Here is a 23,577-nt window from a genome sequence, read left to right as displayed (position 1 = left end):
AACGACCTAATTCTAAGGGCTAAAAATTGCTGTTAAGGATATGATTTTTAGCCCTCGGTTGCAAATGGATTTTCTTCCGTAAATTTATCGCAAACGTTTGCGCGTTATGCTATCCTAGCGCCGTTTTTTCTATTCGTTTTTCTATTTGATAATGAGGAAATCATGCCTTCAACCTCCCCGAAAATCGCCATCGTCATGGGCTCAAAAAGTGATTGGGCAACCATGCAGGAAGCCACTCAAATTTTAGATCAATTACAGGTTCCTTATCACGTTGAAATCGTCTCCGCCCACCGCACGCCGGACAAGTTGTTTCAGTTCGCCGAAAACGCACAGCAAAACGGCTACCAAGTCATTATTGCCGGAGCCGGCGGCGCGGCGCATTTGCCGGGCATGATTGCCGCCAAAACGATCGTGCCGGTACTTGGCGTGCCGGTGAAAAGTTCTATTTTAAGCGGTGTGGACAGCCTCTATTCCATCGTGCAAATGCCGAAAGGTATTCCGGTGGGAACCCTTGCTATCGGGCCTGCCGGCGCAGCGAATGCCGGTTTGCTGGCAGCACAAATTCTGGCGATGAACAACACAGAATTGGCACAACGCCTGCAACAGTTTAGACAGGCACAAACGCAAAGCGTATTGGAGAATCCTGATCCGCGCCTGTAAAAAACACCTAAAATTTTAACCGCACTTTTCATGTTGAAGATAAAAGTGCGGTCATTTTTTTCGTAAATCTTTCCTTCCCCTGCTTGCGGGGGACAAAACGCAAAGCGTTTTGAGCGTTGGCTTTGCCAACGACCCCAAAGGGGTGAGCAAGTAAGCCGTGCGAACTTGCGAATAACGTGCCCAAAGGGCAGAAGGGGGCAAATATTCCCCCCTCAGCCTTCGGCAGCTCCCCCCGTAAACGGAGGGAGCCAATATATTGTTAACCATTGAGATCCCTATGCAAAAATCCGCTCTCTACCCAACCGTTTACGTTCTTGGCAACGGACAGCTCGGCAGGATGTTACGCTATGCCGGCGCGCCTTTAGATATTCATGTGCAACCCTTGCCTTTCGATGCGCCAGTGTTTGAACTGTCGCCGAATGACATCATTACCGCCGAAATCGAACGTTGGGAACAAACACCGTTGACAACACTACTCGGCAACCACGCCAACTTCGTCAATCAAAAAGTCTTCGCACAATTAGCCGATCGCTTAAGTCAAAAAAATCTATTGGATAAGCTCAATATCGCCACGTCCCCTTGGTGTTTATTAAAAGAAAAAGCCCAATGGTCGGAGGTGTTTCAACATATCGGTGAGAAAGTGGTGGTAAAACGCCGCATGGGCGGTTACGACGGTCGTGGGCAATGGATTGTTACCGAGGCAAATAAAGAGCAAATTACCGACGATTTATTCGGCGAAACCATTGCCGAGCAATTTATTCCGTTCGATTATGAAATTTCTTTGGTGGGCGCCCGTTTCCGTAACGGCGAAACCCGCTTTTATCCGGTCACCCACAATTTGCAACAAAACGGTATTTTGCGTTACAGCGTGATGGATCCGAATTTCCCGCAACAAGCCGTTCAACAGCAGCAGGCAGAAGCTATGTTAAGCAAAATCATGCACGAGCTGAATTATGTGGGCGTAATGGCGATGGAATGCTTCGTGGTGGGCGATCAGCTTCTGGTGAACGAGTTGGCACCACGCGTACACAACAGCGGACACTGGACGCAACTCGGCTGCGCCGTTAGCCAATTTGAATTGCATTTGCGCGCCTTGCTGGATTTACCGACACCGGAATTAAACGTCTTTGCGCCGAGCGTGATGGTGAATTTAATCGGCACCGAGCATAATGCGCAATGGTTAAATACGCCGTTTGCCCAACTTCATTGGTATGGCAAAGAGGTTCGTCCGGGGCGCAAAGTCGGTCATATTAACCTTTCCCACCCGGATAAAAATGTCATCATTGCACAACTAAATAAACTCTCCCGCGAATTACCGGAAGACTATCAATCCGGCTTGCAATGGGCAAAAAATAAATTGCGTTAAATGACGGGCGACGGCTTGTCAAACCTCTGTTACAGCAGTATAAATAAACAGATTTTTACACAACAACACAACATCACGAGGATTATTCTATGTTTGAAAATATTGTTGCCGCTCCGGCAGATCCGATTTTAGGTTTAGGTGAAGCATTCAAAGCGGAAACCCGCGATAACAAAATCAATTTAGGCATTGGCGTATATAAAGACGCCAAGGGCAATACACCTATCGTAAAAGCGGTAAAAGAAGCGGAAAAACGCTTATTGGCACAAGAAAATACCAAAAACTACCTGCCGATTGACGGTGTTGCCGATTTCAACGCGCGCACCAAAGAATTGTTATTCGGCACCGACTCCGACATCGTGAAAAATAATCGAGCCAGAACCGTACAAAGTTTAGGCGGTACCGGCGCGTTACGTATTGCAGCGGAATTTATCAAACGTCAAACCAAAGCCCAGAATGTCTGGATTAGCACGCCGACCTGGCCGAATCACAACGCTATTTTCAACGCCGTAGGGATGACTATTCGTGAATATCGTTATTACAACCCGCAGACCAAAGGCTTGGATTGGGATAATCTTATCGCCGATTTAAGCCAAGCCGGCGAAGGCGATGTGGTGTTATTACACGGCTGCTGCCACAACCCGACGGGGATTGACCCGACACCGGAACAATGGGACAAATTGGCTGAAATGTCAGCGAAAAACGGTTGGTTACCGCTCTTTGATTTCGCTTATCAAGGTTTCGCCAACGGTTTGGAAGAAGACGCCTACGGTTTGCGCGCGTTTGCCAAAAATCACAAAGAATTGTTGGTGGCGAGCTCTTTCTCCAAAAACTTCGGGCTATATAACGAACGTGTGGGTGCTTTCACTGTGGTGGCGGAAACTTCTGACATCGCCGCAACCGCATTAACTCAAATTAAAACCATCGTTCGTACCCTCTACTCCAACCCGTCCGCACATGGTGCCGCCGCCGTTGCTCTTGTGTTAAACGACGCGCAGCTACGTCAGGATTGGGAAAACGAGCTCACCGAAATGCGTGACCGTATTAAACAAATGCGTCACCTTTTCGTGCAATTATTGAAAGAATACGGCGCGCAACAAGATTTCAGTTTTATTATCAATCAAAACGGCATGTTCTCTTTCAGCGGCTTAACTGCGGAACAGGTTGATCGCTTGAAAAATGAATTCGCTATTTACGCCGTGCGTTCCGGACGTATCAACGTCGCCGGAATCACTGAAGACAACGTTCGTTACCTCTGCGAAAGCATCGTCAACGTGTTGTAATTTTTCACCGCACTTTTAAAGCAAATAAACGGCATCAAAGGAAAATTTGATGCCGTTTTTTCTTATTTGATTACCTCTTAAAATCGTGATAATTCCTCATTAAAATTTATATTTTTTTACTTTTGGTTAAAAATAAGCTATAATACACTCCGTTATTTACTTATTTTTCATGATCTAAAGGAGAACAACATTAATGACAGACCAACGTTTTATTACGATTTTAAGCTGGGTTGCCACCTTTACGGCAGTGTGTATGTATGTGTCTTATCTTGAGCAAATCAGCCTGAATCTTGACGGGATAAAAGGCGGCACATTACAACCTCTGGCAACGGCGATAAATTGTAGTTTATGGGTGGCTTACGGATTATTGAAAAAAGAACGGGATTACCCGGTGGCGCTTGCCAATTCGCCGGGTGTGATTTTAGGGTTGATTAGCTTCGCCACGGCACTGTAAAAACACATAAAAAGATGACCGCACTTTCGCGATGAAAATCCAAAGTGCGGTCTCTTTTTCCGACGTTTTCACGCTTCCTGAACAACAAACATATCAAACACCGAATTCACATTTCTGATTAACGCCTCCACCTGCGGCATTTCATTTTTTTCAATAATGTACTTCAATATACCCAGCGTAATCGTAGCAAACAGATGCCCTTGGAAATCTAAGTCTTTTTCCGTAGGGACATTTTCCGTTTTCAAATGCTCCACATACTTTTCTTTCACCATATGATGAATGTCTTTGTATAAATGAATAGTCGGCGTTTCGATTTGACCTATCAGGTAAATCAGCTGGCGATACCGTTCAAAAAGAACCCGATTACTATCAATAAATGCGGTGGTCGGCACGGAAAAACGCTCTTTCAAACGCGCTTTCACCAAGGCTTTAAGTTCATCTACCAACACTTTCGCTACCGCATTTTTATTGGCGAAGTGCTTATAAAAGGTAGAACGGTTAATTTGCGCCACATCTAAAATATCCTGCACGGTCATGGCGTCAAAACCCTTTTTCTCCAGTAAGGTTAAGAACGCTTCGCGAATGAATTTATCCGTTCTAAGCACACGAATATCTTGATTATTCATCATTTCTCCTCAAATTGTCCGAGTTAAGCAACAAATTACGCCCTTTTATCTACTTAAGCAACAAATCGTTGCTTTTTGATGGTTGAGCAACTTTTGCCCTCTCTCTATAATCATTCGCATAAACCTCATTACATAAGGATAGAAACATGAAAAAAAGACATTTCGTGTTAGGTTTTATCGTTGGTATGGTGGCTGTTGCCATCTGGAAAAATCAACAATTACAAGCCGATGAATTGAGCGGTATTGCCGCCGTCAACGGACGCTTGGAATTAAAACGGTTGGACATTGCCACCCTGTATCCCGGCCGCGTGGAGGAAATCTTGGTGCAGGAAGGCGATGAAGTAAAAGCCGATCAACCGCTGGCACGCCTTTCCTCCAGCATTTCTCAAACACAGGTTTCCGGCGCGCAAGCACAAAAGAAACGGGCGGAAGATACCGTAAAACGCGCCCTTGCGGAAATGGATGCCCGTCGGCAACAAGCCAAAGTGGCGAAGTTGGAATTGGATAACGCTGCCAAACTACGCCGTGATAATCTCATTTCAAGCAGCGAATTAGAACGTCGCCAAGCCTCTTATAATGCTACGCTTGCCGCCGTGAATACCGCAGAAGCTGCCAAATCCGAGGCGGAGGCCGCTGTTGAACAAGCTCAAGCGCAGTTAGAACAAGCCCAATCGCAAAATACCGATATGCTGATTAAAGCCCCGAAAGCCGGACGGGTGGAATATCAAATCGCAGAGGTTGGCAATGTGCTTGGTGCCGGTGGCAAAGTGGTCAGTTTGCTTGATCCGACCGACACCTATATCAATGTGTTCCTCACCGCCAATCAAATGAATCAAATCCAATTGGGTGATGATGCCCGTATTGTGGTGGATGGCATGAGCGCCGTGTTCCCGGCAAAAATCACCTTTGTCGCCAACAACGCGCAATTCACACCGAAATCCGTGGAAACCACGGAAGAACGCGCCAAATTGATGTTTAAAGTGAAATTGCAAATTCCTGTGGAGACCGCCCTTAAATATAAGCCATTGCTTAAAGGTGGCATGACGGCGTTGGGTTATGTGAAATACGATCCGCAGGCGCAGTGGCCGGAAGGGTTGGCGGTGAAACTGCCGAAAGGTGAATAGCCATGAATGTTGCACCTTCGGCTGTCCCCCTTGCAGTAACAGTGGAGCATCTCTCACATTCATACGGAAAAACCACCGCACTTTCCGATGTCAGCCTACATATTCCGCGAGGTAGCACCGTCGGCTTAATCGGCCCTGACGGTGTAGGCAAATCGACGCTGCTTTCCCTCATCGCCGGCGTGAAAATAATTCAAACGGGCACGGTTCAGGTTTTTGATTTAAATGTTGCGGAGAAAAAAGCCCGCAACGCCCTTTCCCATAAAATCGCGTTTATGCCGCAAGGATTGGGGAAAAACCTGTATCTCACCCTTTCCATTTATGAAAATATCGATTTCCACGCCCGCTTGTTCGGGCTGGCCAAAGCACAACGAAAAGCTCGCATTCAGCGTTTACTCAATGCCACAGGCTTGGCGCCTTTTGCCGATCGCGCGGCAGGTAAATTATCGGGTGGCATGAAACAAAAACTTAGCCTGTGTTGCGCCTTGGTACACAGCCCCGACTTATTGATTTTAGATGAGCCCACCACCGGCGTGGATCCGCTCTCCCGTCGCCAGTTTTGGCAATTAGTGGACGATTTACGCCGAGAAGAAGACGGTATGACGGTTATTGTGGCAACAGCCTATATTGATGAGGCGGAACGTTTTGAACATATTCTCGCCATGGACGACGGCAAGCTGATTGCCGACAATCCGACCAAACAAGTGATTGCCGAAACGCAAAGTAAAAATTTGGAAGAAGCCTATGTCAAATTATTGCCACCGGAAAAACGCGGTGCAGAAAACGGCTTGCAGATTCCGCCCTTCCAGCCTGCTCCCAATGAACCACCGGTTATCACGGCAAAAGGGCTAACGAAAAAATTCGGTGATTTTGTTTCCGTCGATAACGTCAGCTTCACCATTCCGAAAGGGGAAATTTTCGGTTTTTTAGGTTCCAACGGTTGCGGCAAATCCACCACCATGAAAATGCTCACCGGGCTACTTGAACCGACGGAAGGCACAGCAACACTGCTCGGACAGCCCATTGATGCAAGCAATATCGAAACCCGCAAACGGGTGGGTTATATGTCGCAGGCATTTTCCCTTTATGAAGAACTTTCCGTTTATCAAAATCTGGAGTTGCACGCCAAACTCTACCAAATTCCGCGCGCACAATGGGCGCAATATGTGCAAGCCGTCATGCAACAATTCGACTTGGTGCATCTTGCCGATGAATATCCCTCTTCCCTGCCCCTCGGCATTCGTCAGCGTTTGCAGCTTGCCGCCGCCTGCTTGCATAAACCTGAAGTGCTGATTTTGGATGAACCGACGTCGGGTGTCGATCCTGCCGCTCGGGATATGTTTTGGGAATACCTCATTAAATTATCCCGTGAAGATAACATCACCATTTTCGTCACGACCCACTTTATGAACGAGGCGGCGCGTTGCGATCGCATTTCCTTTATGCACCGCGGGCGCGTGTTGGCGGTGGGTACGCCGGAGCAATTACGTCTGGAAAAGAAAGCACCGACGCTGGAAGAAGCCTTTATCCGCTATTTGGAAGAACAGGCGGACGACATTACCGCGCCGCAAACCGATAAAAGTGCGGTGGATTTTTCCGGTGTTTCTGCGACTTCACCGAGAAAAGGCTTCATTGCTTGGTGGTCGTTGGTGCGTACATTTGCCGTGCGCGAAGGCAAAGAGTTGTTACGGGACAGAATCCGTTTATTTTTTGCCTTGCTCGGACCGGTGATTATGCTGTTCGCCATGGCATCGAGTATTTCTTTTGATGTGCATCCTTCTAATTTTACTGTGCTGGATTATGACAACAGTTCGGAAAGCCGCCGTTTTATCGAATATTTTGATGGCTCCCGCTATTTTGTACGGCAACCGGACATTCATTCCGAGCAGGAAATTAATGCCGTGTTACAAGCCTCAAAAGTCAAACTGGTGATTGAAATTCCACCGAATTTCGGCAAAAAAGTCTTACGGCAAGAAATGCCGGAAGTGGGGATTTTCATAGACGGTGCGTTTCCGTCCACTGCTGAAAACCTGCGCGGTTCGGTAGTCGGCGTGATCACACAATATGTACAGGAAACCTTGACGCAGCAAGGCATTCGCATTCCAAACAATAACTTGCTGGAAACCCGTTTTGTCTATAACCAGGATTTCAAAAGTATTTTCGCCATGACGCCGGGCGTGATTATGCTCGCCATGATGTTGATTCCGTCTATGATGACGGCGTTAGGTGTGGTGCGGGAGAAAGAAATCGGTTCCATTATGAACCTTTACGGCTCCCCTGCCGACACGGTGCAATTTTTACTTGGAAAGCAACTGCCTTATATTCTGCTGGCGTTTATCAGTTACCTGATTATGGTGTGGATTTCGGTGATGGTCTTTAACGTGCCTGTGAAAGGCTCCATGTGGGCAATGACCTTGGGGGCGATTTTTATCATCACCGCGTCAACGGCATTCGGTTTGTTCGTATCCAGCTTCGTGAAATCACAGATTGCGGCGATTTTTGCCACGGCGATCATCGTAATTATCCCGACCATGAACTTCTCCGGCATGCTCTACCCGACCTCCACTTTGCCGTCGCATGTTTATATGATGGCACAGTTGTTTCCTGGCTATTGGTTCTTGCTCATTTGTTTAGGCGGTTTCACAAAAGGGCTGGGCTTCACGGATTTCCTTAGCAGCTATGCCGCATTGTTAGCAATTTATGTCGTGTATTTCTGCGGTGCGGTCGCCCTGCTCAAGAAACAGGAGAAATAACATGTTCAGATGGATAAAAAACGTACTTTATTTATCGGGCAAAGAATTGCGTAGCTTGTTCTCCGATCCAGTGCTTGTGGTGCTCATCATTTATATGTTCACCGTTGCCATTTACACCGTCGCCAATTCCATTACGTTGGAAGTAAAAAATGCGTCCGTCGCCATCGTGGATAACGACCGTTCCGCATTATCTTATCGCCTGCAACAAAGCCTAATTCCGCCCAACTTCCGCAAAGTGCACACGATTAACGCCCCTCAGGCGGATCGTTTAATGGATACGGGCGAATATACGTTCATTTTGGATATTCCGCCTAATTATGCGCGTGACGTACTGGCAGGGCGTAATCCGCCGATTCAGCTATTATCCGACGCCACGGCAATGACTCAAGCCGCCATCGGCGCATCCTATATTTCCCAAATTTTTCGCGGGGAAATTAACGATTTTTTGCACATTCGAACGAACAATAGCTTTCTCATTCAACCGACCATTAACGTGCTGTATAACCCTAATTTTTCCGGTAATTGGTTTATGGGCGGCATGAATATTGTGGGATATTTAAATTTGCTCACCATGTTGTTAGTGGGGGCGGCGGTAATTCGTGAACGGGAACGCGGCACGCTGGAGCATATTTTGGTCATGCCCGTGCGTTCCAGCGAAATTGCCATGGCTAAAATTCTGGCAAACGAATTGGTTCTGCTCACAGTGGTGGCGTTTTCGCTCTATTTTGTGGTGCATAAAATTATCGGCACGCCCTTGCCGGACGGTGCGTTTTTCTTATATATCTTGGGCTCGGCGGTGTTTATTTTCGCCATTGCCTCACTGGGCATCATGTTGGCGATTTTTGCCCCCACCATGCCGCAATTCGGCTTATTGGTATTGCCCGTGTATATCGTGATGTACCTGCTTTCCGGCACGATGTCGCCACTGGAAAATATGCCGGAATTCATGCAAAAACTGGTTCAGTTCTCCCCTACCGCGATTTTCGGCGCTTATGCGCAGGATGTGTTATTCCGAGGCGCAGGATTGGATGTGGTGTGGGACAAATTATTACAAATTGCAGCATTAGGCGCGTTATTTTTAGGCATCGCGCTTGCACAGTTTAAATCCATGCTGTCACGCCAAGGCTAAAGGTTAAGAAGGACAAAAGTATGACTCATCAATTCGGTTTTAAATTAACGTTAATCGCGGCGTTTATTTCGCTCTCCGCTTGTACGACAAAGGTTGATTTATCCTCCAGGGTGGAAATCCCTACGCAGTTTGAACAAACACAGAATGCCGCCACCGCTAAAAATGCGACGGAAATCGCCCGTTGGTGGCAAAACTGGCAAGATCCGCAACTGACACAATTAATCGAACAGGGATTGCAACATAACCTTGACATTGAAATCGCCAAAGCCCGCCTGTTGGAAGCGCAGGCAAACAGCCAATATACCCAAGCGGATCTCGGGCCGAAAGTCGGTGCCCAAGCTTCCGCCGGCTTAATTCATTCTCATGTGGAAAATCCCCTCACCCACCAATCTTATGATCGGTCAGGCAATGTGCAATCGGCGGGATTAACGGCAAGCTGGGAATTGGATTTTTTCGGCAAAAAACGTAGAGAGCGCGATGCTGCACAAGCCGCTGCGCTCGGTGCGCAACAACAGGTTTACGCTGCGCAAATGCTGGTTGCCGGACAAATCGCCGAAAGCTACGCCAATATTGCCGCGCTCACCCAACAAAACGCCCTACTGCAACAAAACGAAAAACTTCTGCGTCAATTAAAACACTATGTCGAAGGGCGTTTCCAAGCGGGACAAGCCAATGCCAATGATGTATTGCAGGTGGAAAGTCGAATCAGCGCCGTGCTGGCGCAACAGGCGACACTTGGCGCACAAATTACCGGCAACGAACGCGCTATCGCCATTCTTATCGGCAAACCGCCGCAAGGCTTTAAACTGAATAAAAGTGCGGTTGATTTTCTTGGCGTTTTACCCGCCGCACCAAATGGCGTCATGCCTGGTGATGTACTGGAACGTCGCCCTGATTTACGCGCCTATCGCGCCCAAGTGCAGGCTCTTGCAGCCAAACTCGCCTCCGCCAAAGCCGATCTCTATCCGCGCTTTGACATTCAATTTTTAGGACAAACCGGACGTATCGACATCAACACGGACATTCCCGATTTAAAAGGTTGGGGGAATTTACTGAGCTTAGACATGAATCTGCCGATTTTCACCAACGGACGCATTCAAGCCAATATTGACGCCGCCGACGCCCGCCTGAAAGCGGCGCTGTTACAATACGACAAAGCCTTATTACAAGCCCTTGCGGACGTGGATAACAGCTACCAAGCTCAAGCCGCCTTAAATCGGCAAACCCAACTACTGCAAACTGCCTACCAACAAGCCCAAAAACAAGCCGGCAACGCACAAAAATTATTCCGATACGGCGAAAAAACCTTAGATAATGCCTTAACGGCACGATTAACCGCACTGGATTACCAAAACCAACTGATTCAAAGCCGATTAGCCCGTGCGAAGAATTTGGTGAATTTGTATAAAGCGTTGGGGGGCGGTTGGCAGGAGTGAGTGTAAAACACTTAGAAATATGACCGCACTTTTATCAAATAAATAGAGCTTAATTAGTATCCGAACATACGATTTAAAGATAGCAAGATAAAAATAATGTATAAAAATCCATTAACTCTATTTAACTATTAACATTAAGCTGCAAGAAATTTGCTAAATGGATTTATGTTTATTGACGTGCCTGAATTACAACGTAAAATTTGCACTATTAGACATTTTTAAGGAGGTACTTATGACGATGAAAAAAATAACATTAAAACCGACCGCACTTTTTGCCGTTACGCTATTAGCATTTTCCGCACAAGCCAAAATTATTACCGATACGGACGGTAACAAAGTGGACATCCCTGACCGCGTTGAGCGCATTGCCGATCTTCAACAAGACAATAACCAAATCGTATTGCTTTTAGGTGGTGCCGATAAACTGGTAATAACTACTCCCTTAGCTAAAACAACACCTTGGCACAACGAGGTTTATCCGGAAGGAAAAAACGTGCCGGTATTAACCGGAGACGAAACGGTTCTAATTGAGAAATTATTGGCACAAAACCCTGATGTTGTACTCGTTTCTAAAAAATCCATGTTAAATAAAGTTAATCAGGCAGGTCTAAAAGGCGTGCGAGTAAACTTTCAAGACTTCGACGGACTAAAGAAAGCTGTGCGGATTACATCGGAGGTAATGGGCGGGAAGGCACCCGGAGTAGCGAAAAAGTATATTAGAGAATTAAATAATAATATCAACTTTGTGCACTCACGTATTAAAGACGTGAAAGATTCACAAAAACCGACTGTGCTACACATTACCGGCGGTGCCGATTTACTGAAAATTGACGGCGGTAATTCCATGATCGGCGAATGGATTCGTATGGCCGGTGGCAAAAGTGCGTTTCCGGATGAAGCCAATATGGTGGCTGTCACCATGGAATCGATTGTGCAAGCGAATCCTGACGTGATTATTATCGGCAGTAGCGGCAATCGGGCTCAAGCTGCCATTGAGAAAATCAAAGCGGATCCAAATTGGCAATCCATCCGTGCCGTGAGAAATAATCGTATTTATGCCAACCCGACAGGCACGTTCCCTTGGGATCGTTACAGCGTGGAAGAAGCTTTACAAATTCTCTGGGCTGCACAATTATTCCACCCTGAACGCTTCGCTGACTTGGATATGGTGACAAAAATACAGGATTTTTACCAAAGATATTATAATTACAGCCTTACCAGAGAGAACGTTCAGCAGATTTTAAAAGGGCTTCCACCTATTAAGTAGTATTGGTTTTTTTGTGAATTCTCTATAAAATACAAACTCTTTTAACCCGCCTATTTAGGCATTCTCATAAGGATATGCATATGAAAATCAGCGCAAGAAACCAATTAAAAGGTAAAGTCGTTTCAATCGAAACAGGTTCCGTCAACGCTATCGTTCAAATTGACATCGGTGGTGGCAACGTGATTTCTTCCACTATTTCAATTGAAGCGGTGAAAGAATTAGGTCTAACCGTAGGCAAAGATGCTTATGCGATTATCAAAGCCACATCCGTGATGGTTGGCGTAGAATAATTCATTCCCTATTTAAAAACGAAACAACCGTACTTGAAAAAGTGCGGTTGTTTTTTTATGTGTTTTACGTCCATAAAAAATGCGATGAAAACACACCGCACTTTTCACTACATTTTTAGAAGCTATATTTCAGATTCGCAAAATAGGAACGTCCGCGTTCATTATAGGTACGCGCCGTGCCGGCATTACGATAAATACGTTTATCTAAAATATTATTCACATCGACGCGTAGGCTGAAATTGTCGTTAAATTTATAGCCGACGTTTGCCCCCAAATGCCATATTGCACGAATATCCATCCGGCGTTTACCTCGCGCACCGCCCGGTGCACAGTACTTAAGGTTACACCCTGTGGTTTGGCAATAATGTTGGAAAATAGGTAATAAACAGATTAGAAAAGCAAATGTTCTTTTAACTGCTCCGTTGAAGTGCGGTAGATTTTCGCCAAGTTTTCTAAGGTTAAGAGTTCTTCCCTTGAGCCTTGTTGAAAGCCGTATTCCTGATCGAGCAATAAGATATTTTCCGCTAAGTACAAAGCTTGTTGCGGGTTGTGGGTGGTGATCAGTAAAGCCAAATTTTGCGCTTGTAATTGTTTGATTTTTTCCAGCACGCGAATTTGATTGCCGAAATCCAGGCTCGCCGTCGGCTCATCCATCACCAGTAACTTTGCCTGCTGCGCAATGGCGCGGGCGATGAGCACCAGTTGCTTCTCTCCCCCGCTCAACTGATGATAATACCGCTTGGCGAGATGCTCGATTTGCAGTTCGGCAAGGGCGGACAGTGCCAGTTCTTTGTCTTCCGCTTTCGGTGTTTGATACCACTTCAAAAACGCCGAACGCCCCATCAGCACCATGTCCTGCACCAAAAACGGAAACAAATGTTGGTGTGCCTGCGGCACATAGGCGATATTACGAGCCAATTCCCCTTGGCTGTAAGTCGAAAGCGGCTGTTGTCGCCAATACACGCCGCCCATTAACGGCGGCTGTAAACCGAGTAAGGTTTTTAGAAACGTACTTTTTCCCGCGCCGTTTGCGCCCAGCAGGCAACAAATTTGCTTTTCCTGTAAAGAAAAGTTGATGCGGTTAACTAAAATGTTATCGCCGTAACCGATGGCTAACTCACGGGTTTCCATTAACTTCATTGTCTGCCCCGCAATAATAAGTAAAGGAAGAACGGCGCACCGCAGGCGGAGGTGAGAATGCCGAGTGGCAATTCGATGTGGGCGACGGTGCGCGCTAAAGTGTCCGTTAAGAGTAAGAAACTTGCGCCGAGTAACAAGGAGGTCGGCAATAGCAAAATGAAATTCGCGCCCACCAATAAACGGGCGATGTGCGGCACCAGTAAACCGACCCAGCCGATAATGCCCGTCACGGAGACCGCACTTGCTGTGCAAATGGTGGTGAAAATAATCAAAATGTAACGGGTGGCTTTAATCGGCACGCCCAAACTGCGGGCTTCTTCTTCCTCCAAAGAAAGCAAATTTAATCGCCAGCGCAGTAAAAATAACGGTGCCATGCCGAGAATTAAAATCGGCGCCAGTTGCAATACATCCTGCGGACTGATGGCGGTTAAACTGCCCAATAGCCAAAAGGTAATGGAAGGCAGTTGGGTGAAGGGATCCGCGAGGATTTTCAGCAAAGAAATACCGGCGCCAAGTAAGGAGCCGATGGCAATGCCCGCAAGGACGAGCACTAAAATCGGGTCTTGATCTTTGCTGCGGGTGGCGATGAGAGAAACGCAAAACACCGCAAAAATACCGCCGAGAAAGGCAAAAAGCTGAATATAAAACATCGGCAAATTGTAAAAAATCGCCAGCGATGCGCCAAATCCCGCGCCGGCGGATACGCCCAAAATATCCGGCGACACCAGCGGGTTTTTAAACATACCTTGATACGTCGCGCCCGCACAAGCCAACGCCGCACCAACCAAACACGCCACGATAATACGCGGAGAGCGGATTTGCCACAATACGGTATGAATCGGCGAATCCGCATGACATTGGGAATCCAACGAACAGGTGATCGTTTGCCATAATTGCCCGGGTGAAACGGGAAATTTGCCGACGTTCAACGCAAGCAAAATACTGCTGATGAACAATCCAATCAGCAGCAAAAAGAAAAGATGTGGGGAACGCTGGATAAATCGTTGCATTATTTTCCTTGTTTCAGCAGTTGTTCCGCCTGCGCGTTTGACAGTTCAATGTGGTAAAACAATTGATAGAATCGTTGCACTTCCGGCACAAAATCCGCTATAGGCTTATTGCTTAACAGATGCTGCAACCAACGCACGCCAAGCAGGCGATTCAAACTCGGCGGCGAGTCCAGCCAACCGAAAGGCTGATTCGGAATGAAAAAAACGCGCTGATTTTTGACCGCACTTAATTGTTGCCACTGCGGATTATCTTTGATGGTTTGGAAAAATTCGGCATATTGAGTCAGGATAATATCGGGATCCCACAACAGAAGCTGTTCCATCGAGACTTGCGTTAAACCCTTGTGCTCCCCTTCCACCACATTGCGCAACCCCACCAGCTCCATAGCTTCTGTATGAATGGACCCTTTTTGTCCTGTTTGCAATCCGTCGGCGCTGCGCGCCAAATACGCGGTTGGCTGTAAAACACCGGCAAAAACGACCGCACTTTTTAGAGTTTCTTCCGCATATTGCGCCTGTTCTTCCGTTGTTTTCTCCTCCCCTAACAATTTTCCCAGTTCACGCAACGTGTTCGGCGTTTCGGCAAGTCTGCCGTCTAACAATAAATACGGCACGCCCGTTTGCGCGAACGTGCGTTTGGCTTGGTCGATGTAATTGGGTGTCACATTGCCCGCATCAATAATCAAATTCGGCTGCAACGCCACGATTTTTTCGGCGGAAAGCGTGCTGCCCTTACCGGCGATTTTACCGATGGTCGGCAAGGTCTGCTGTTCGGCAGGAAATAATTTGCCGCCTTGCGATGCCATGTTAAAGCCCGCCAGTCCCACCATTTTTTGCGGTGCAACAGACAGCAACAATACATCGCTCGGATTACCTGCGCTTAACACTTTTTCGATACGCTGTGGCGTCGGTAACTCTCCGGCAAGAAAGAAAACGGGACGTTCTTCCGCCCAAAGATTTGCGGTGAATAGCAAGAAAAACAACATTATCCATTTTTTCATCTAAATGTCCTTAAAAGTGCGGTCATAAAATCCGGTGGGTTTAAATTTTACCGAAACACTCTGTATTTTTGAATATATAACGAAAAATTTGCTAGAATATTTCTGCTATATCTTTTGATATATATCGTTAAATTTTTCTAAAGTTCTGTTGGAGGCATCATGAAATTTGAAGTGATCTACAAATTCTTGCTGTTGTGTACGCTGGTTATCAGTTTATTGTGCGTGGTGATAAGCGGCGCGGGACTGTTTTACGGTTGGCAAATGGGGGCGCTCTTTAATATTCATGTGAGCTTTGCCGTATTGTTGGTCGTCGCTTTATTACTGCATATTCTTAATCGAAAAAACAAACTGGTGAAAATCAATACGCAATTCGCCGATTTGGTGCGACACAACAAATACCCGAGTTATTGCAATTTGGACCGGCTGATTATGACTTTCGAGCATTTTTCCATCGCACAAATTGCCGAACAGTTAAATCTCGATTTAGATACTTTGCTGAAAGAACTCGCAGAAGGAAAAATAAACGTTAAAAATTTCCACTGCACTTTACGGGAGAATTTTCCGCACAATGATGAAAAGATTTTTGCCGCCGTCACCATTGCGCTGCAACTTCGCTTCACTTCTCATTTATCATTAACTTAAAAGGACATTAAGATGAAAAAAACACTGCTTTGCACCGCCATCGCCATGGCTTGCGCAACAACGTATGCCGAAGAGGTTTTCACCCTCGGACAAATTGAGGTGATTGCCGAGAAATCTACGGATTTAAGCACAGCCCGTATTGAGCGATCTGATTTGCAAAAAAACAACCAAATCCGCGTCTCCGACGTAGCCAAAACCACACCCGGCGTCTTTTTAGATCGTAGCGGGGCGCGCAATGAATATAATTTGTTGGTGCGCGGTTTTGATTCACGTCGCGTGCCGATTTTTATCGACGGCATTCCCGTGTATGTACCTTATGACGGCAATATGGACATCGGGCGTTTCACCACTTTCGATTTATCCCGCATTGATATTTCCAAAGGCGCAAGCTCCGTTCTCTACGGCGCCAATACCTTAGGTGGCGCAGTAAATCTGATTACCCAAAAACCGACCAAACCTTTTGAAGGTTCTATCGGTTACGGTTTTGCCCACGGTAGAAGCGGCGACACCGCCACCAACCAAACTTATTTTAACTTGGGTACGAAACAAGACTATTTCTACGCGCAATTAAGCGGCTCCTTCCTTAAAAAGCAAGGACTACAGCTTTCCCGTCATTATCGTCAAGTTAACCCGAACGGCGATGACGGCGGTCGTGCGGAAAATTCAGTACAACGGGATAAAAAATTGAGCTTGAAAGTGGCGTTCACACCGAATACGACTGATGAATATGCGTTGGTGCTTTCTACGCAAAAAGGCAGAAAACAATCGCCGCGCTATTCCGGTGAAGATAATTTTGCAAGATATTGGCGCTGGCCGATGTGGGATAAAGACAGTATTTATTTCTTATCACACACGGAATTCGGCACGAATAACCTTTATTTAAATACCAAAGTGTTCTATGACGCTTTCAAAAACGATTTGCGCGCTTTTGACGATGCTTCTTTTAGCACTCAACGAAGAAATTCAAGTTTCAATAGCTATTACCGTGATTATTCCTATGGTGCAGGCTTTGATTTAGGAGGCGATTTAACGGAAAAAGACAGTGTAAAATTTTCCACGATTATCAAATATGACGTTCATCGCGAACATGATAACAATGATCCGGTCGCGGTAGATAAAGACCACACTTACAGCTTCGGTTTGGAAAATACTTACCGTTTCACCGACCAAACGAAGCTGATTGCCGGCGCAAGCTACGATAAACGGCAATCAAACCGCGCAGAAAAATATGAAGGCCAATGTGTTTCAAGCGGACAACGTCATGTCATCTGCCCGTTTGATATTGGCAATAAACACGCGTTTAATTACCAAATTAAATTGTCACATAGCTTTGATCAACGGGACGAATTTACTCTCGGTTTCGCCAAGAAAACCCGCTTCGCTACCATGAAAGAACGTTATTCCCGAGGTTTAGGCAGACGCCCTAAAGCGCCGAATCCATTCTTAAACCCGGAAAGCGCTTATCACTATGAAGCCGGTTATATGCGGACATTTGGTGATTGGTTAAGATTAGACGGCGCGCTATTTTATTCCGAAGTGAGGGAGGCGATTAATGAAGTCAATATTGGTCGTAGCACCAATCAATTCCAAAACGTCGGCAAAGAAACTTTCAAAGGCGTTGAACTTGCGGCAGCGATTTTTGCCACCGATAACCTCACCTTCGGGGCAAACTATACTTACCTCTTAGCCAAAAATAGAACGGACGATCGTATTGTTACCGATGTGCCGAAACACAAATTCTTCGCTTATGCGGATTGGAAAATTGTACCGAATGTGTCCCTTTACATCAGCCAAGAAGCTGAACATGGTCGTTATTATCTTGATGGTAACAACACCGTCAAACTCTCAGGCTTCAGCAACACTAATGCAAAAGTCACCTATAACGTGACAGACCAATTTACCGTAGAAGCCGGTGTGTCCAACCTATTTGATAAAAACTACTACTATCAAGCAGGCTATCCGGAAGAAGGTCGTGTATATTTCTCGAATTTGAAATATAGCTTCTAATCTCTTTATTAACGGCATTAATTATTGAGCCCTGTATTTCTCGGGGCTCGATTCTTTTTTGCGTAACAAGAAAATTACACAAACCCTATCGGCTCATATATAATTAGCCGTTTTTTAAGCAACCCGATACAAATCAATGATGACGACAACGCAAACCGAAAAGAAACAAAGCTACAATTTCAACAAATTACAAAAACGCCTACGCCGCAACGTGGGCAATGCTATTGCCGATTTCAATATGATTGAAGAAGGCGACAAGGTGATGGTGTGCCTTTCCGGTGGGAAAGACAGCTATACCTTGTTGGATATTCTGCTAAATTTACAACAAAATGCGCCGGTGAATTTCGACATTGTGGCGGTGAATTTAGACCAAAAACAACCGGGATTTCCGGAGCACATTTTGCCTGAATATTTGCAAAGTATCGGTGTGGATTACAAAATCGTGGAAGAAAACACTTACGGCATCGTGAAAGAAAAAATTCCGAAAGGCAAAACCACCTGCTCCCTTTGCTCCCGCTTGCGTCGCGGCATTTTATACCGCACCGCAACGGAACTCGGCGCCACCAAAATCGCCTTGGGACACCATCGTGACGACATGCTCGCCACCCTCTTTCTCAATATGTTCTACGGCGGAAAATTGAAATCCATGCCACCGAAACTGATTTCCGATGACAGCAAACAAATCGTCATTCGCCCGCTGGCATATTGCAAAGAAAAGGACATCGAAAAATACGCCGTGGCGAAACAATTCCCGATTATTCCTTGTAATCTGTGCGGCTCGCAACCGAATTTGCAACGCCAAGTGGTGAAAGATATGTTGAATACCTGGGATCGCCAATATCCGGGGCGTTTGGAAACCATGTTCAGCGCCATGCAAAACATTACCCTTTCCCATTTATGCGACCCGAAACTGTTTGATTTCAAAGGCATTAAGCACGGGCAAACCCTTGAGGGCGTGGAAGGCGATACGGCATTCGATGAAGAAAACATCACACCGATGCAATTTGATGATGAAGATCAGGCTGATTTCAGCGAACATGAAATGATTGCGTTTAAAGAGGTGAAGTAAAAAACGTTGGGAAAAACCACCGCACTTTTCTTTCCTTGGGGCGGATTCTGTGCCCGCCCCTGCAAATCATGAATTTAACGATGTTTCTCCCACTAATACGGACGTCATACTAATCGAACCGCCCACCAGCACATCATTAAAAATCGTGACATCATCGGTCTCCTCCCGCATCGCCATCACATATAACAGCGGCAAATAATGCTCCGGTGTCGGTACGGATAACTGCGCCGCCTCGCCGAATTGTTCAAAATGAACCAAGGCGTTCAAATTATTTTCGGCAATTGCCTGGTTAATTTGATCGCGGAAAGCAAATGCCCAATCATAACCGGCGCCGATTTCATCGACATGTTCACGACTCATGGCACGCAAATTATGCACGATGTCGCCGCTACCTAAAATCAGCACGCCCTGCTCCCGTAACGGGGCTAATTTTTTGGCGAGTTCAACATGCCATTGTGGCGATTTCGTAGCGTCTAAACTCAGTTGCACCACAGGTATATCGGCTGCCGGATATAAATGCTTCAACACCGCCCAAGCACCGTGGTCAAAACCGCGTTCCGGATCTAACTGTAACGCCTCATCTTTCAGCAATTCTTGCACCTGTGTTACCAGTTCGGCACTGCCTGGCGCAGGATAGTCCACTTGGCTCAAGGCTTCCGGGAATCCGTAAAAGTCATAAATCATCGGCGGATTCGGGTGGCTCATGATGTGCAATCCTTTGCCGTACCAATGGGCGGAAATACATAAAATGGCTTTTGGTTTGGCAAAACTTGCGGTGACATGGGCAAAATTTTGGTTAAACGGATTCTGTGCATCAAGCGCATTCATTGGGCTACCGTGTCCTACAAACAATGCAGGCATTTTATTATTCATAACATTCTCTCCTAAAAAATTAATTTGGTGGGAGTATTATGATGTTATTTATTTGGAAATAAAGAGTGGTTTTAGAATAGATGTATTTACTGATGGTTAATAATTAATAAAACGCCGCCAAAAAGCACCGCACTTTTTAAACTATCAAAACAAAAAATCGCGGTATTACACCACGATTTTTTGATAGAGAATTTATACAGGACTAGATTCGTCTCGCCTGCCAATAGACTTTGCGCCAATAGTCGCTATTCAAGGAAGAATAAATCACACCGCCTTTGGTTGACGCGTGCAGGAATTTATCTTCTTTCACATAAATCCCCACATGATAACCGTGTGGACCGCGACCGGTTTTAAAGAACACCAAATCACCGGTTTGAATATCGCCTTTTTCGATATATTGACCGTAATTTGCCTGATCTTTGGTTTGACGCGGCAATTTAATGCCGAAACGATCAAAGAACGTGGTTTGCACGAAGCCCGAACAATCCACCCCGCTACGGCTTTGTCCGCCGATACGATAAGGCGTGCCAGCCCATTCATATTGCTGCTCGCTTAATAACGCAATCGCCATAATGGGATCGTTAATTTGACCTTTATAATTAATCCGCGAGGATTTATAAGTTCCGCCGGAACAGGCTGCCAATGTGAAAACGCCAACACAGATCACTAAAGATTTCAAAGAAATACGCATAAATCATCCATAATAAAAAGCTACCGACAAAACACTGCGGTAGCTAATTGAGTTACGCTTTCGGTTTAACCTTTTCAACCCGATTGCGTAATTTTTGTCCCGGCTTGAACACCACCACGCGACGGGCGGAAACCGGTACGCTTTCGCCGGTTTTCGGATTTCTGCCCGGACGGGACGCTTTATCGCGTAATTCAAAATTACCAAAACCGGATAATTTCACGTCATTTCCTGTTTCCAAAGCAACACGGATTTCTTCAAAAAAGCTTTCGACCAAATCCTTTGCTTCACGTTTACTGAGATGGAATTTCTCAATAAGATTTTCGGCGAGTTCTACTTTAGTTAATGTCATAGTTTAATCTCTCAAGTAAGCATTAAAACGTTGTTTTAACTCAGATAATACCGTTGAAATTACCGCGTTGATTTCATCTTCTTCAAGGGTTTTTTCATTATCTTGAATTACTAAGCTGATCGCTAAGCTCTTATGGCCTGTAGCAACACCGGTTCCGTGGTAAACATCAAATAAATTGATTTGGGTGAGTTTGTCTCCTCCTGCCACCCGACACGCTTCCAACACATCATTTGCAGGGACATTATCCGCAACCACAACCGCTAAATCGCGACGGTTAGCCGGGAAACGGGAAATTTCTTTCGCACGGGCGACTTCTCGATGAGAAATATGTGCAACCGAAATTTCACATACAAATGCCTTTCCGGTAAGACCAATTTTTTGCGCGATGGTCGGATGAAGCTGACCGATAAATCCGATTTCTTCACCGTCCAACATAATTGCCGCAGATTGACCCGGATGCAATGCTGTGTATGATTTTGCTACAAATTTTGCTCGATTTCCAGCAGAACTTAACGAAAGTAAGTTTTCAATGTAACCTTTCAGATCATAAAAATCTGCCGGAACCGCTTTTTCGCTCCACTGCTCGTTTGCTTTGGAACCCGTCATCACGGCGGCAAACACCTGCTCCTGACGCACGCCGAATTCGGCATTTTCATCCGGAATAAAGCGTAACCCGTGTTCAAACAAGCGAACGCGATTTTGTTGGCGATTTTGGTTATAAATCACCGCACCCAATAACCCGGTTAATAAGGAAACCCGCATTGCAGACATTTCAACGGAAATCGGATTCGGTAACACCATCGGTTTAATTTCAGGATGCAACAGACTTTGTACTTTAGGATCAACGAAGCTATAAGTAATGGCTTCATAAAAGTCACAACTGGTTAGAGCGGATTTAATGCGAGATAGTTCAATATCCGCTTCTTTATGTTCGCGCATACGTAAATGCGCCAGCGGTGCATTATTCGGAATGCTGTTATAGCCGTAAATACGGGCGATTTCTTCAATCAAATCTTCAGCGATTTCAATATCGAAACGCCAAGATGGCGCAATTGCCGTCCAAGTGTCGTTAGCATAAGAAACCTGTAAGCCAAGACGTCGTAAGATATCTGTGACGGTTTCGGTATCAATATGATGTCCGAGTAACGCATCTAATTTGTGACGTTGTAATGTTACTTGCTCGCGTTTCGGTAAATATTGTGCATGAGCCACTTCACAGATTTCACCGGCCTCACCGCCGCAGATGTCGAGTAAAAGTGCGGTTGCTCTTTCCATCGCTTTACGTGGCAATTCAAAATCCACACCACGTTCAAAACGGTGGGAGGAATCAGTGTGCAAACCATATTGACGGGCGCGACCGGTAATCGCTAACGGTGCAAAGAATGCGGCTTCTAAAATCACGTCTTTTGTGCTTTCTGCATTCACACCACTTGCTTCGCCACCGAAAATGCCCGCCATTGCCAATGCGCCGTTTTGATCGGCAATAACTAAAGTGTTCGGCTGCAGTTTCGCCGTTGTGCCGTCCAATAACACCAATTCTTCATTTTCTTTCGCCATACGCACCTGAACAGGCTGCGCGACTTTCGCCATATCGAAAGCGTGCATCGGTTGACCTAATTCAAGTAACACGTAGTTCGTCACATCTACAATCGGGTCAATGGAACGAATGCCGCAACGGCGTAATTTTTCCTGCATCCACATCGGTGATTGAGCTTTGACATTCACATTTTTTACCACACGCAATAAATAACGCGGACAGGCTTCAGGCGCCGATACCTCAATTTGCACTTTATCACTGATGGTCGGTTGAACCGTATCAAAGTGCGGTGGATTTTCGTGGAGTTTGTTTACTACCGCCAATTCGCGCGCCACGCCGGCAATGCTTAAACAATCGGCGCGGTTCGGCGTCAAACTGATTTCAACGGCGTTGTCGTCTAATTTCAAATAATCACGCAAGTTCACACCAATCGGCGCATCTTGCGGTAATTCGATAATGCCGTTGTGGTCGTCAGAAATGCCCAACTCACTAAATGAGCAAAGCATGCCTTCGGAAGGTTGTCCGCGTAATTTGGTTTTCTTGATTTTAAAATCGCCCGGTAATACTGCGCCTTCCACGGCACAAGCCACTTTCAAGCCTTGACGGCAATTCGGTGCGCCGCATACGATGTCCAATAAACGCTCGCCGCCCACATTGACTTTGGTGACACGTAATTTATCCGCATCGGGATGTTGCGCGCATTCCACCACTTCGCCAACAACAACGCCGCTGAAATCGCCGGCAACGTTTTCCACACCGTCAACTTCCAAACCTAACATCGTAATTTGGTCGCAAAGTTGTTCCGTGGAAATTGCCGGATTAACCCATTCGCGTACCCATTGTTCACTAAATTTCATACCTATCTCTCACTCAAAA

General features: G+C 46.0%; 21 protein-coding genes and 1 pseudogene. 13 read left to right on the top strand and 9 right to left on the bottom strand.

Translation table 11 applies throughout. The features are described from left to right. Positions 1-162: 162 nt before the first annotated feature. The 4 genes from purE (at position 163) to DK430_RS02155 (ending at position 3,760) form a co-directional block, all read left to right on the top strand. Complete coding sequence (gene purE, locus DK430_RS02170) at positions 163-660, top strand: 5-(carboxyamino)imidazole ribonucleotide mutase (RefSeq protein ID WP_109077481.1); 498 nt, start codon at positions 163-165, stop codon at positions 658-660. 277 nt (positions 661-937) lie between these two features. Then, positions 938-2,026, top strand: coding sequence for a 5-(carboxyamino)imidazole ribonucleotide synthase (gene purK, locus DK430_RS02165; RefSeq protein WP_109077480.1), 1,089 nt, complete (start codon positions 938-940; stop codon positions 2,024-2,026). 89 nt (positions 2,027-2,115) lie between these two features. Continuing rightward, positions 2,116-3,306, top strand: coding sequence for an amino acid aminotransferase (locus DK430_RS02160; protein ID WP_109077479.1), 1,191 nt, complete (start codon positions 2,116-2,118; stop codon positions 3,304-3,306). Positions 3,307-3,499: 193 nt separating this feature from the next. Further along, positions 3,500-3,760 (top strand): SemiSWEET family transporter, encoded by a 261-nt coding sequence (locus tag DK430_RS02155; RefSeq protein ID WP_109077478.1) that lies wholly within the window; start codon positions 3,500-3,502, stop codon positions 3,758-3,760. A gap of 68 nt (positions 3,761-3,828) precedes the next feature. Here DK430_RS02155 and DK430_RS02150 read toward each other — a convergent pair whose 3' ends face one another. Beyond that, positions 3,829-4,386 carry a TetR family transcriptional regulator gene (locus DK430_RS02150; RefSeq protein ID WP_109077477.1) on the bottom strand — a complete coding sequence of 186 codons (558 nt, stop codon included), beginning with the start codon at positions 4,384-4,386 and terminating at the stop codon, positions 3,829-3,831. Positions 4,387-4,532: 146 nt separating this feature from the next. Here DK430_RS02150 and DK430_RS02145 point away from each other — a divergent pair, with 146 nt between their 5' ends. From DK430_RS02145 to DK430_RS02120, 6 genes are all read left to right on the top strand, one after another. Then, entirely contained in the window at positions 4,533-5,510 is a 978-nt protein-coding gene (locus tag DK430_RS02145) for an HlyD family secretion protein (protein WP_109077476.1), read from the top strand. Between the two features lie 2 nt (positions 5,511-5,512). Further along, entirely contained in the window at positions 5,513-8,260 is a 2,748-nt protein-coding gene (gene rbbA / locus DK430_RS02140; protein ID WP_109077475.1) for a ribosome-associated ATPase/putative transporter RbbA, read from the top strand. A 1-nt stretch (position 8,261) separates the two neighbouring features. Next, positions 8,262-9,389, top strand: coding sequence for an ABC transporter permease (locus DK430_RS02135; protein ID WP_109077474.1), 1,128 nt, complete (start codon positions 8,262-8,264; stop codon positions 9,387-9,389). Between the two features lie 20 nt (positions 9,390-9,409). Further along, the gene (locus tag DK430_RS02130; protein WP_109077473.1) at positions 9,410-10,825 is read left to right on the top strand and encodes an efflux transporter outer membrane subunit; all 1,416 of its coding nucleotides are present in this window, start codon (positions 9,410-9,412) and stop codon (positions 10,823-10,825) included. Between the two features lie 232 nt (positions 10,826-11,057). Further along, positions 11,058-12,092, top strand: coding sequence for an ABC transporter substrate-binding protein (locus tag DK430_RS02125; RefSeq protein WP_109077472.1), 1,035 nt, complete (start codon positions 11,058-11,060; stop codon positions 12,090-12,092). Positions 12,093-12,172: 80 nt separating this feature from the next. Next, positions 12,173-12,382, top strand: a complete 210-nt coding sequence (locus DK430_RS02120) for a TOBE domain-containing protein (RefSeq protein ID WP_109077471.1) — start codon at positions 12,173-12,175, stop codon at positions 12,380-12,382. Between the two features lie 115 nt (positions 12,383-12,497). On the opposite strand, the pseudogene DK430_RS02115 reads toward DK430_RS02120, so the two are convergent. The 4 genes and pseudogenes from DK430_RS02115 to DK430_RS02100 all read right to left on the bottom strand — a co-directional run. Beyond that, positions 12,498-12,653 (bottom strand): annotated as a pseudogene (locus DK430_RS02115) (TonB-dependent receptor domain-containing protein); the annotation flags it as partial. Between the two features lie 119 nt (positions 12,654-12,772). Continuing rightward, entirely contained in the window at positions 12,773-13,522 is a 750-nt protein-coding gene (locus tag DK430_RS02110) for an ABC transporter ATP-binding protein (RefSeq protein ID WP_109077470.1), read from the bottom strand. Then, the gene (locus DK430_RS02105; protein WP_109077469.1) at positions 13,519-14,532 is read right to left on the bottom strand and encodes a FecCD family ABC transporter permease; all 1,014 of its coding nucleotides are present in this window, start codon (positions 14,530-14,532) and stop codon (positions 13,519-13,521) included. Before DK430_RS02105 ends, DK430_RS02110 begins: the two co-directional genes overlap by 4 nt. Then, a complete protein-coding gene (locus tag DK430_RS02100) occupies positions 14,532-15,533 on the bottom strand; it encodes an iron ABC transporter substrate-binding protein (RefSeq protein WP_109077468.1) in 1,002 nt (333 codons plus the stop codon). The genes DK430_RS02105 and DK430_RS02100 overlap by 1 nt, the downstream gene beginning before the upstream one ends. A 159-nt stretch (positions 15,534-15,692) precedes the next feature. Here DK430_RS02100 and DK430_RS02095 point away from each other — a divergent pair, with 159 nt between their 5' ends. The 3 genes from DK430_RS02095 to ttcA all read left to right on the top strand — a co-directional run bounded on the left by DK430_RS02095 (position 15,693) and on the right by ttcA (position 19,251). Further along, entirely contained in the window at positions 15,693-16,175 is a 483-nt protein-coding gene (locus tag DK430_RS02095; protein WP_109077467.1) for a hypothetical protein, read from the top strand. Positions 16,176-16,187: 12 nt separating this feature from the next. Beyond that, entirely contained in the window at positions 16,188-18,182 is a 1,995-nt protein-coding gene (locus DK430_RS02090; RefSeq protein ID WP_109077466.1) for a TonB-dependent receptor plug domain-containing protein, read from the top strand. Between the two features lie 136 nt (positions 18,183-18,318). Then, a complete protein-coding gene (ttcA, locus tag DK430_RS02085; protein ID WP_109077465.1) occupies positions 18,319-19,251 on the top strand; it encodes a tRNA 2-thiocytidine(32) synthetase TtcA in 933 nt (310 codons plus the stop codon). Positions 19,252-19,317: 66 nt separating this feature from the next. On the opposite strand, the gene ygiD is transcribed toward ttcA, so the two are convergent. From ygiD to pheT, 4 genes are all read right to left on the bottom strand, one after another. Continuing rightward, the gene (ygiD, locus tag DK430_RS02080; protein ID WP_109077464.1) at positions 19,318-20,124 is read right to left on the bottom strand and encodes a 4,5-DOPA-extradiol-dioxygenase; all 807 of its coding nucleotides are present in this window, start codon (positions 20,122-20,124) and stop codon (positions 19,318-19,320) included. 202 nt (positions 20,125-20,326) lie between these two features. After that, positions 20,327-20,815, bottom strand: a complete 489-nt coding sequence (locus tag DK430_RS02075) for an NlpC/P60 family protein (RefSeq protein ID WP_109077463.1) — start codon at positions 20,813-20,815, stop codon at positions 20,327-20,329. A 52-nt stretch (positions 20,816-20,867) separates the two neighbouring features. After that, positions 20,868-21,164: an integration host factor subunit alpha gene (locus DK430_RS02070; protein ID WP_005543400.1), complete on the bottom strand. Its 297-nt coding sequence runs from the start codon at positions 21,162-21,164 to the stop codon at positions 20,868-20,870. Between the two features lie 3 nt (positions 21,165-21,167). Then, positions 21,168-23,558, bottom strand: a complete 2,391-nt coding sequence (pheT, locus tag DK430_RS02065; protein ID WP_109077462.1) for a phenylalanine--tRNA ligase subunit beta — start codon at positions 23,556-23,558, stop codon at positions 21,168-21,170. Positions 23,559-23,577: the final 19 nt, after the last annotated feature.

It is taken from the genome of Aggregatibacter kilianii (genome assembly GCF_003129965.1).
In the GTDB taxonomy this organism is placed as follows: Bacteria; Pseudomonadota; Gammaproteobacteria; order Enterobacterales; family Pasteurellaceae; genus Aggregatibacter; species Aggregatibacter kilianii_A.
This window is presented reverse-complemented; position numbering and strand designations above follow the sequence as displayed.

Coding starts and splice junctions, on each gene's coding strand:
- purE (WP_109077481.1), top strand. CDS start 163: ATGCCTTCAACCTCCCCGAAAATCGCCATCGTCATGGGCTCAAAAAGT.
- purK (WP_109077480.1), top strand. CDS start 938: ATGCAAAAATCCGCTCTCTACCCAACCGTTTACGTTCTTGGCAACGGA.
- DK430_RS02160 (WP_109077479.1), top strand. CDS start 2,116: ATGTTTGAAAATATTGTTGCCGCTCCGGCAGATCCGATTTTAGGTTTA.
- DK430_RS02155 (WP_109077478.1), top strand. CDS start 3,500: ATGACAGACCAACGTTTTATTACGATTTTAAGCTGGGTTGCCACCTTT.
- DK430_RS02150 (WP_109077477.1), bottom strand. CDS start 4,386: ATGAATAATCAAGATATTCGTGTGCTTAGAACGGATAAATTCATTCGC.
- DK430_RS02145 (WP_109077476.1), top strand. CDS start 4,533: ATGAAAAAAAGACATTTCGTGTTAGGTTTTATCGTTGGTATGGTGGCT.
- rbbA (WP_109077475.1), top strand. CDS start 5,513: ATGAATGTTGCACCTTCGGCTGTCCCCCTTGCAGTAACAGTGGAGCAT.
- DK430_RS02135 (WP_109077474.1), top strand. CDS start 8,262: ATGTTCAGATGGATAAAAAACGTACTTTATTTATCGGGCAAAGAATTG.
- DK430_RS02130 (WP_109077473.1), top strand. CDS start 9,410: ATGACTCATCAATTCGGTTTTAAATTAACGTTAATCGCGGCGTTTATT.
- DK430_RS02125 (WP_109077472.1), top strand. CDS start 11,058: ATGACGATGAAAAAAATAACATTAAAACCGACCGCACTTTTTGCCGTT.
- DK430_RS02120 (WP_109077471.1), top strand. CDS start 12,173: ATGAAAATCAGCGCAAGAAACCAATTAAAAGGTAAAGTCGTTTCAATC.
- DK430_RS02110 (WP_109077470.1), bottom strand. CDS start 13,522: ATGAAGTTAATGGAAACCCGTGAGTTAGCCATCGGTTACGGCGATAAC.
- DK430_RS02105 (WP_109077469.1), bottom strand. CDS start 14,532: ATGCAACGATTTATCCAGCGTTCCCCACATCTTTTCTTTTTGCTGCTG.
- DK430_RS02100 (WP_109077468.1), bottom strand. CDS start 15,533: ATGAAAAAATGGATAATGTTGTTTTTCTTGCTATTCACCGCAAATCTT.
- DK430_RS02095 (WP_109077467.1), top strand. CDS start 15,693: ATGAAATTTGAAGTGATCTACAAATTCTTGCTGTTGTGTACGCTGGTT.
- DK430_RS02090 (WP_109077466.1), top strand. CDS start 16,188: ATGAAAAAAACACTGCTTTGCACCGCCATCGCCATGGCTTGCGCAACA.
- ttcA (WP_109077465.1), top strand. CDS start 18,319: ATGATGACGACAACGCAAACCGAAAAGAAACAAAGCTACAATTTCAAC.
- ygiD (WP_109077464.1), bottom strand. CDS start 20,124: ATGAATAATAAAATGCCTGCATTGTTTGTAGGACACGGTAGCCCAATG.
- DK430_RS02075 (WP_109077463.1), bottom strand. CDS start 20,815: ATGCGTATTTCTTTGAAATCTTTAGTGATCTGTGTTGGCGTTTTCACA.
- DK430_RS02070 (WP_005543400.1), bottom strand. CDS start 21,164: ATGACATTAACTAAAGTAGAACTCGCCGAAAATCTTATTGAGAAATTC.
- pheT (WP_109077462.1), bottom strand. CDS start 23,558: ATGAAATTTAGTGAACAATGGGTACGCGAATGGGTTAATCCGGCAATT.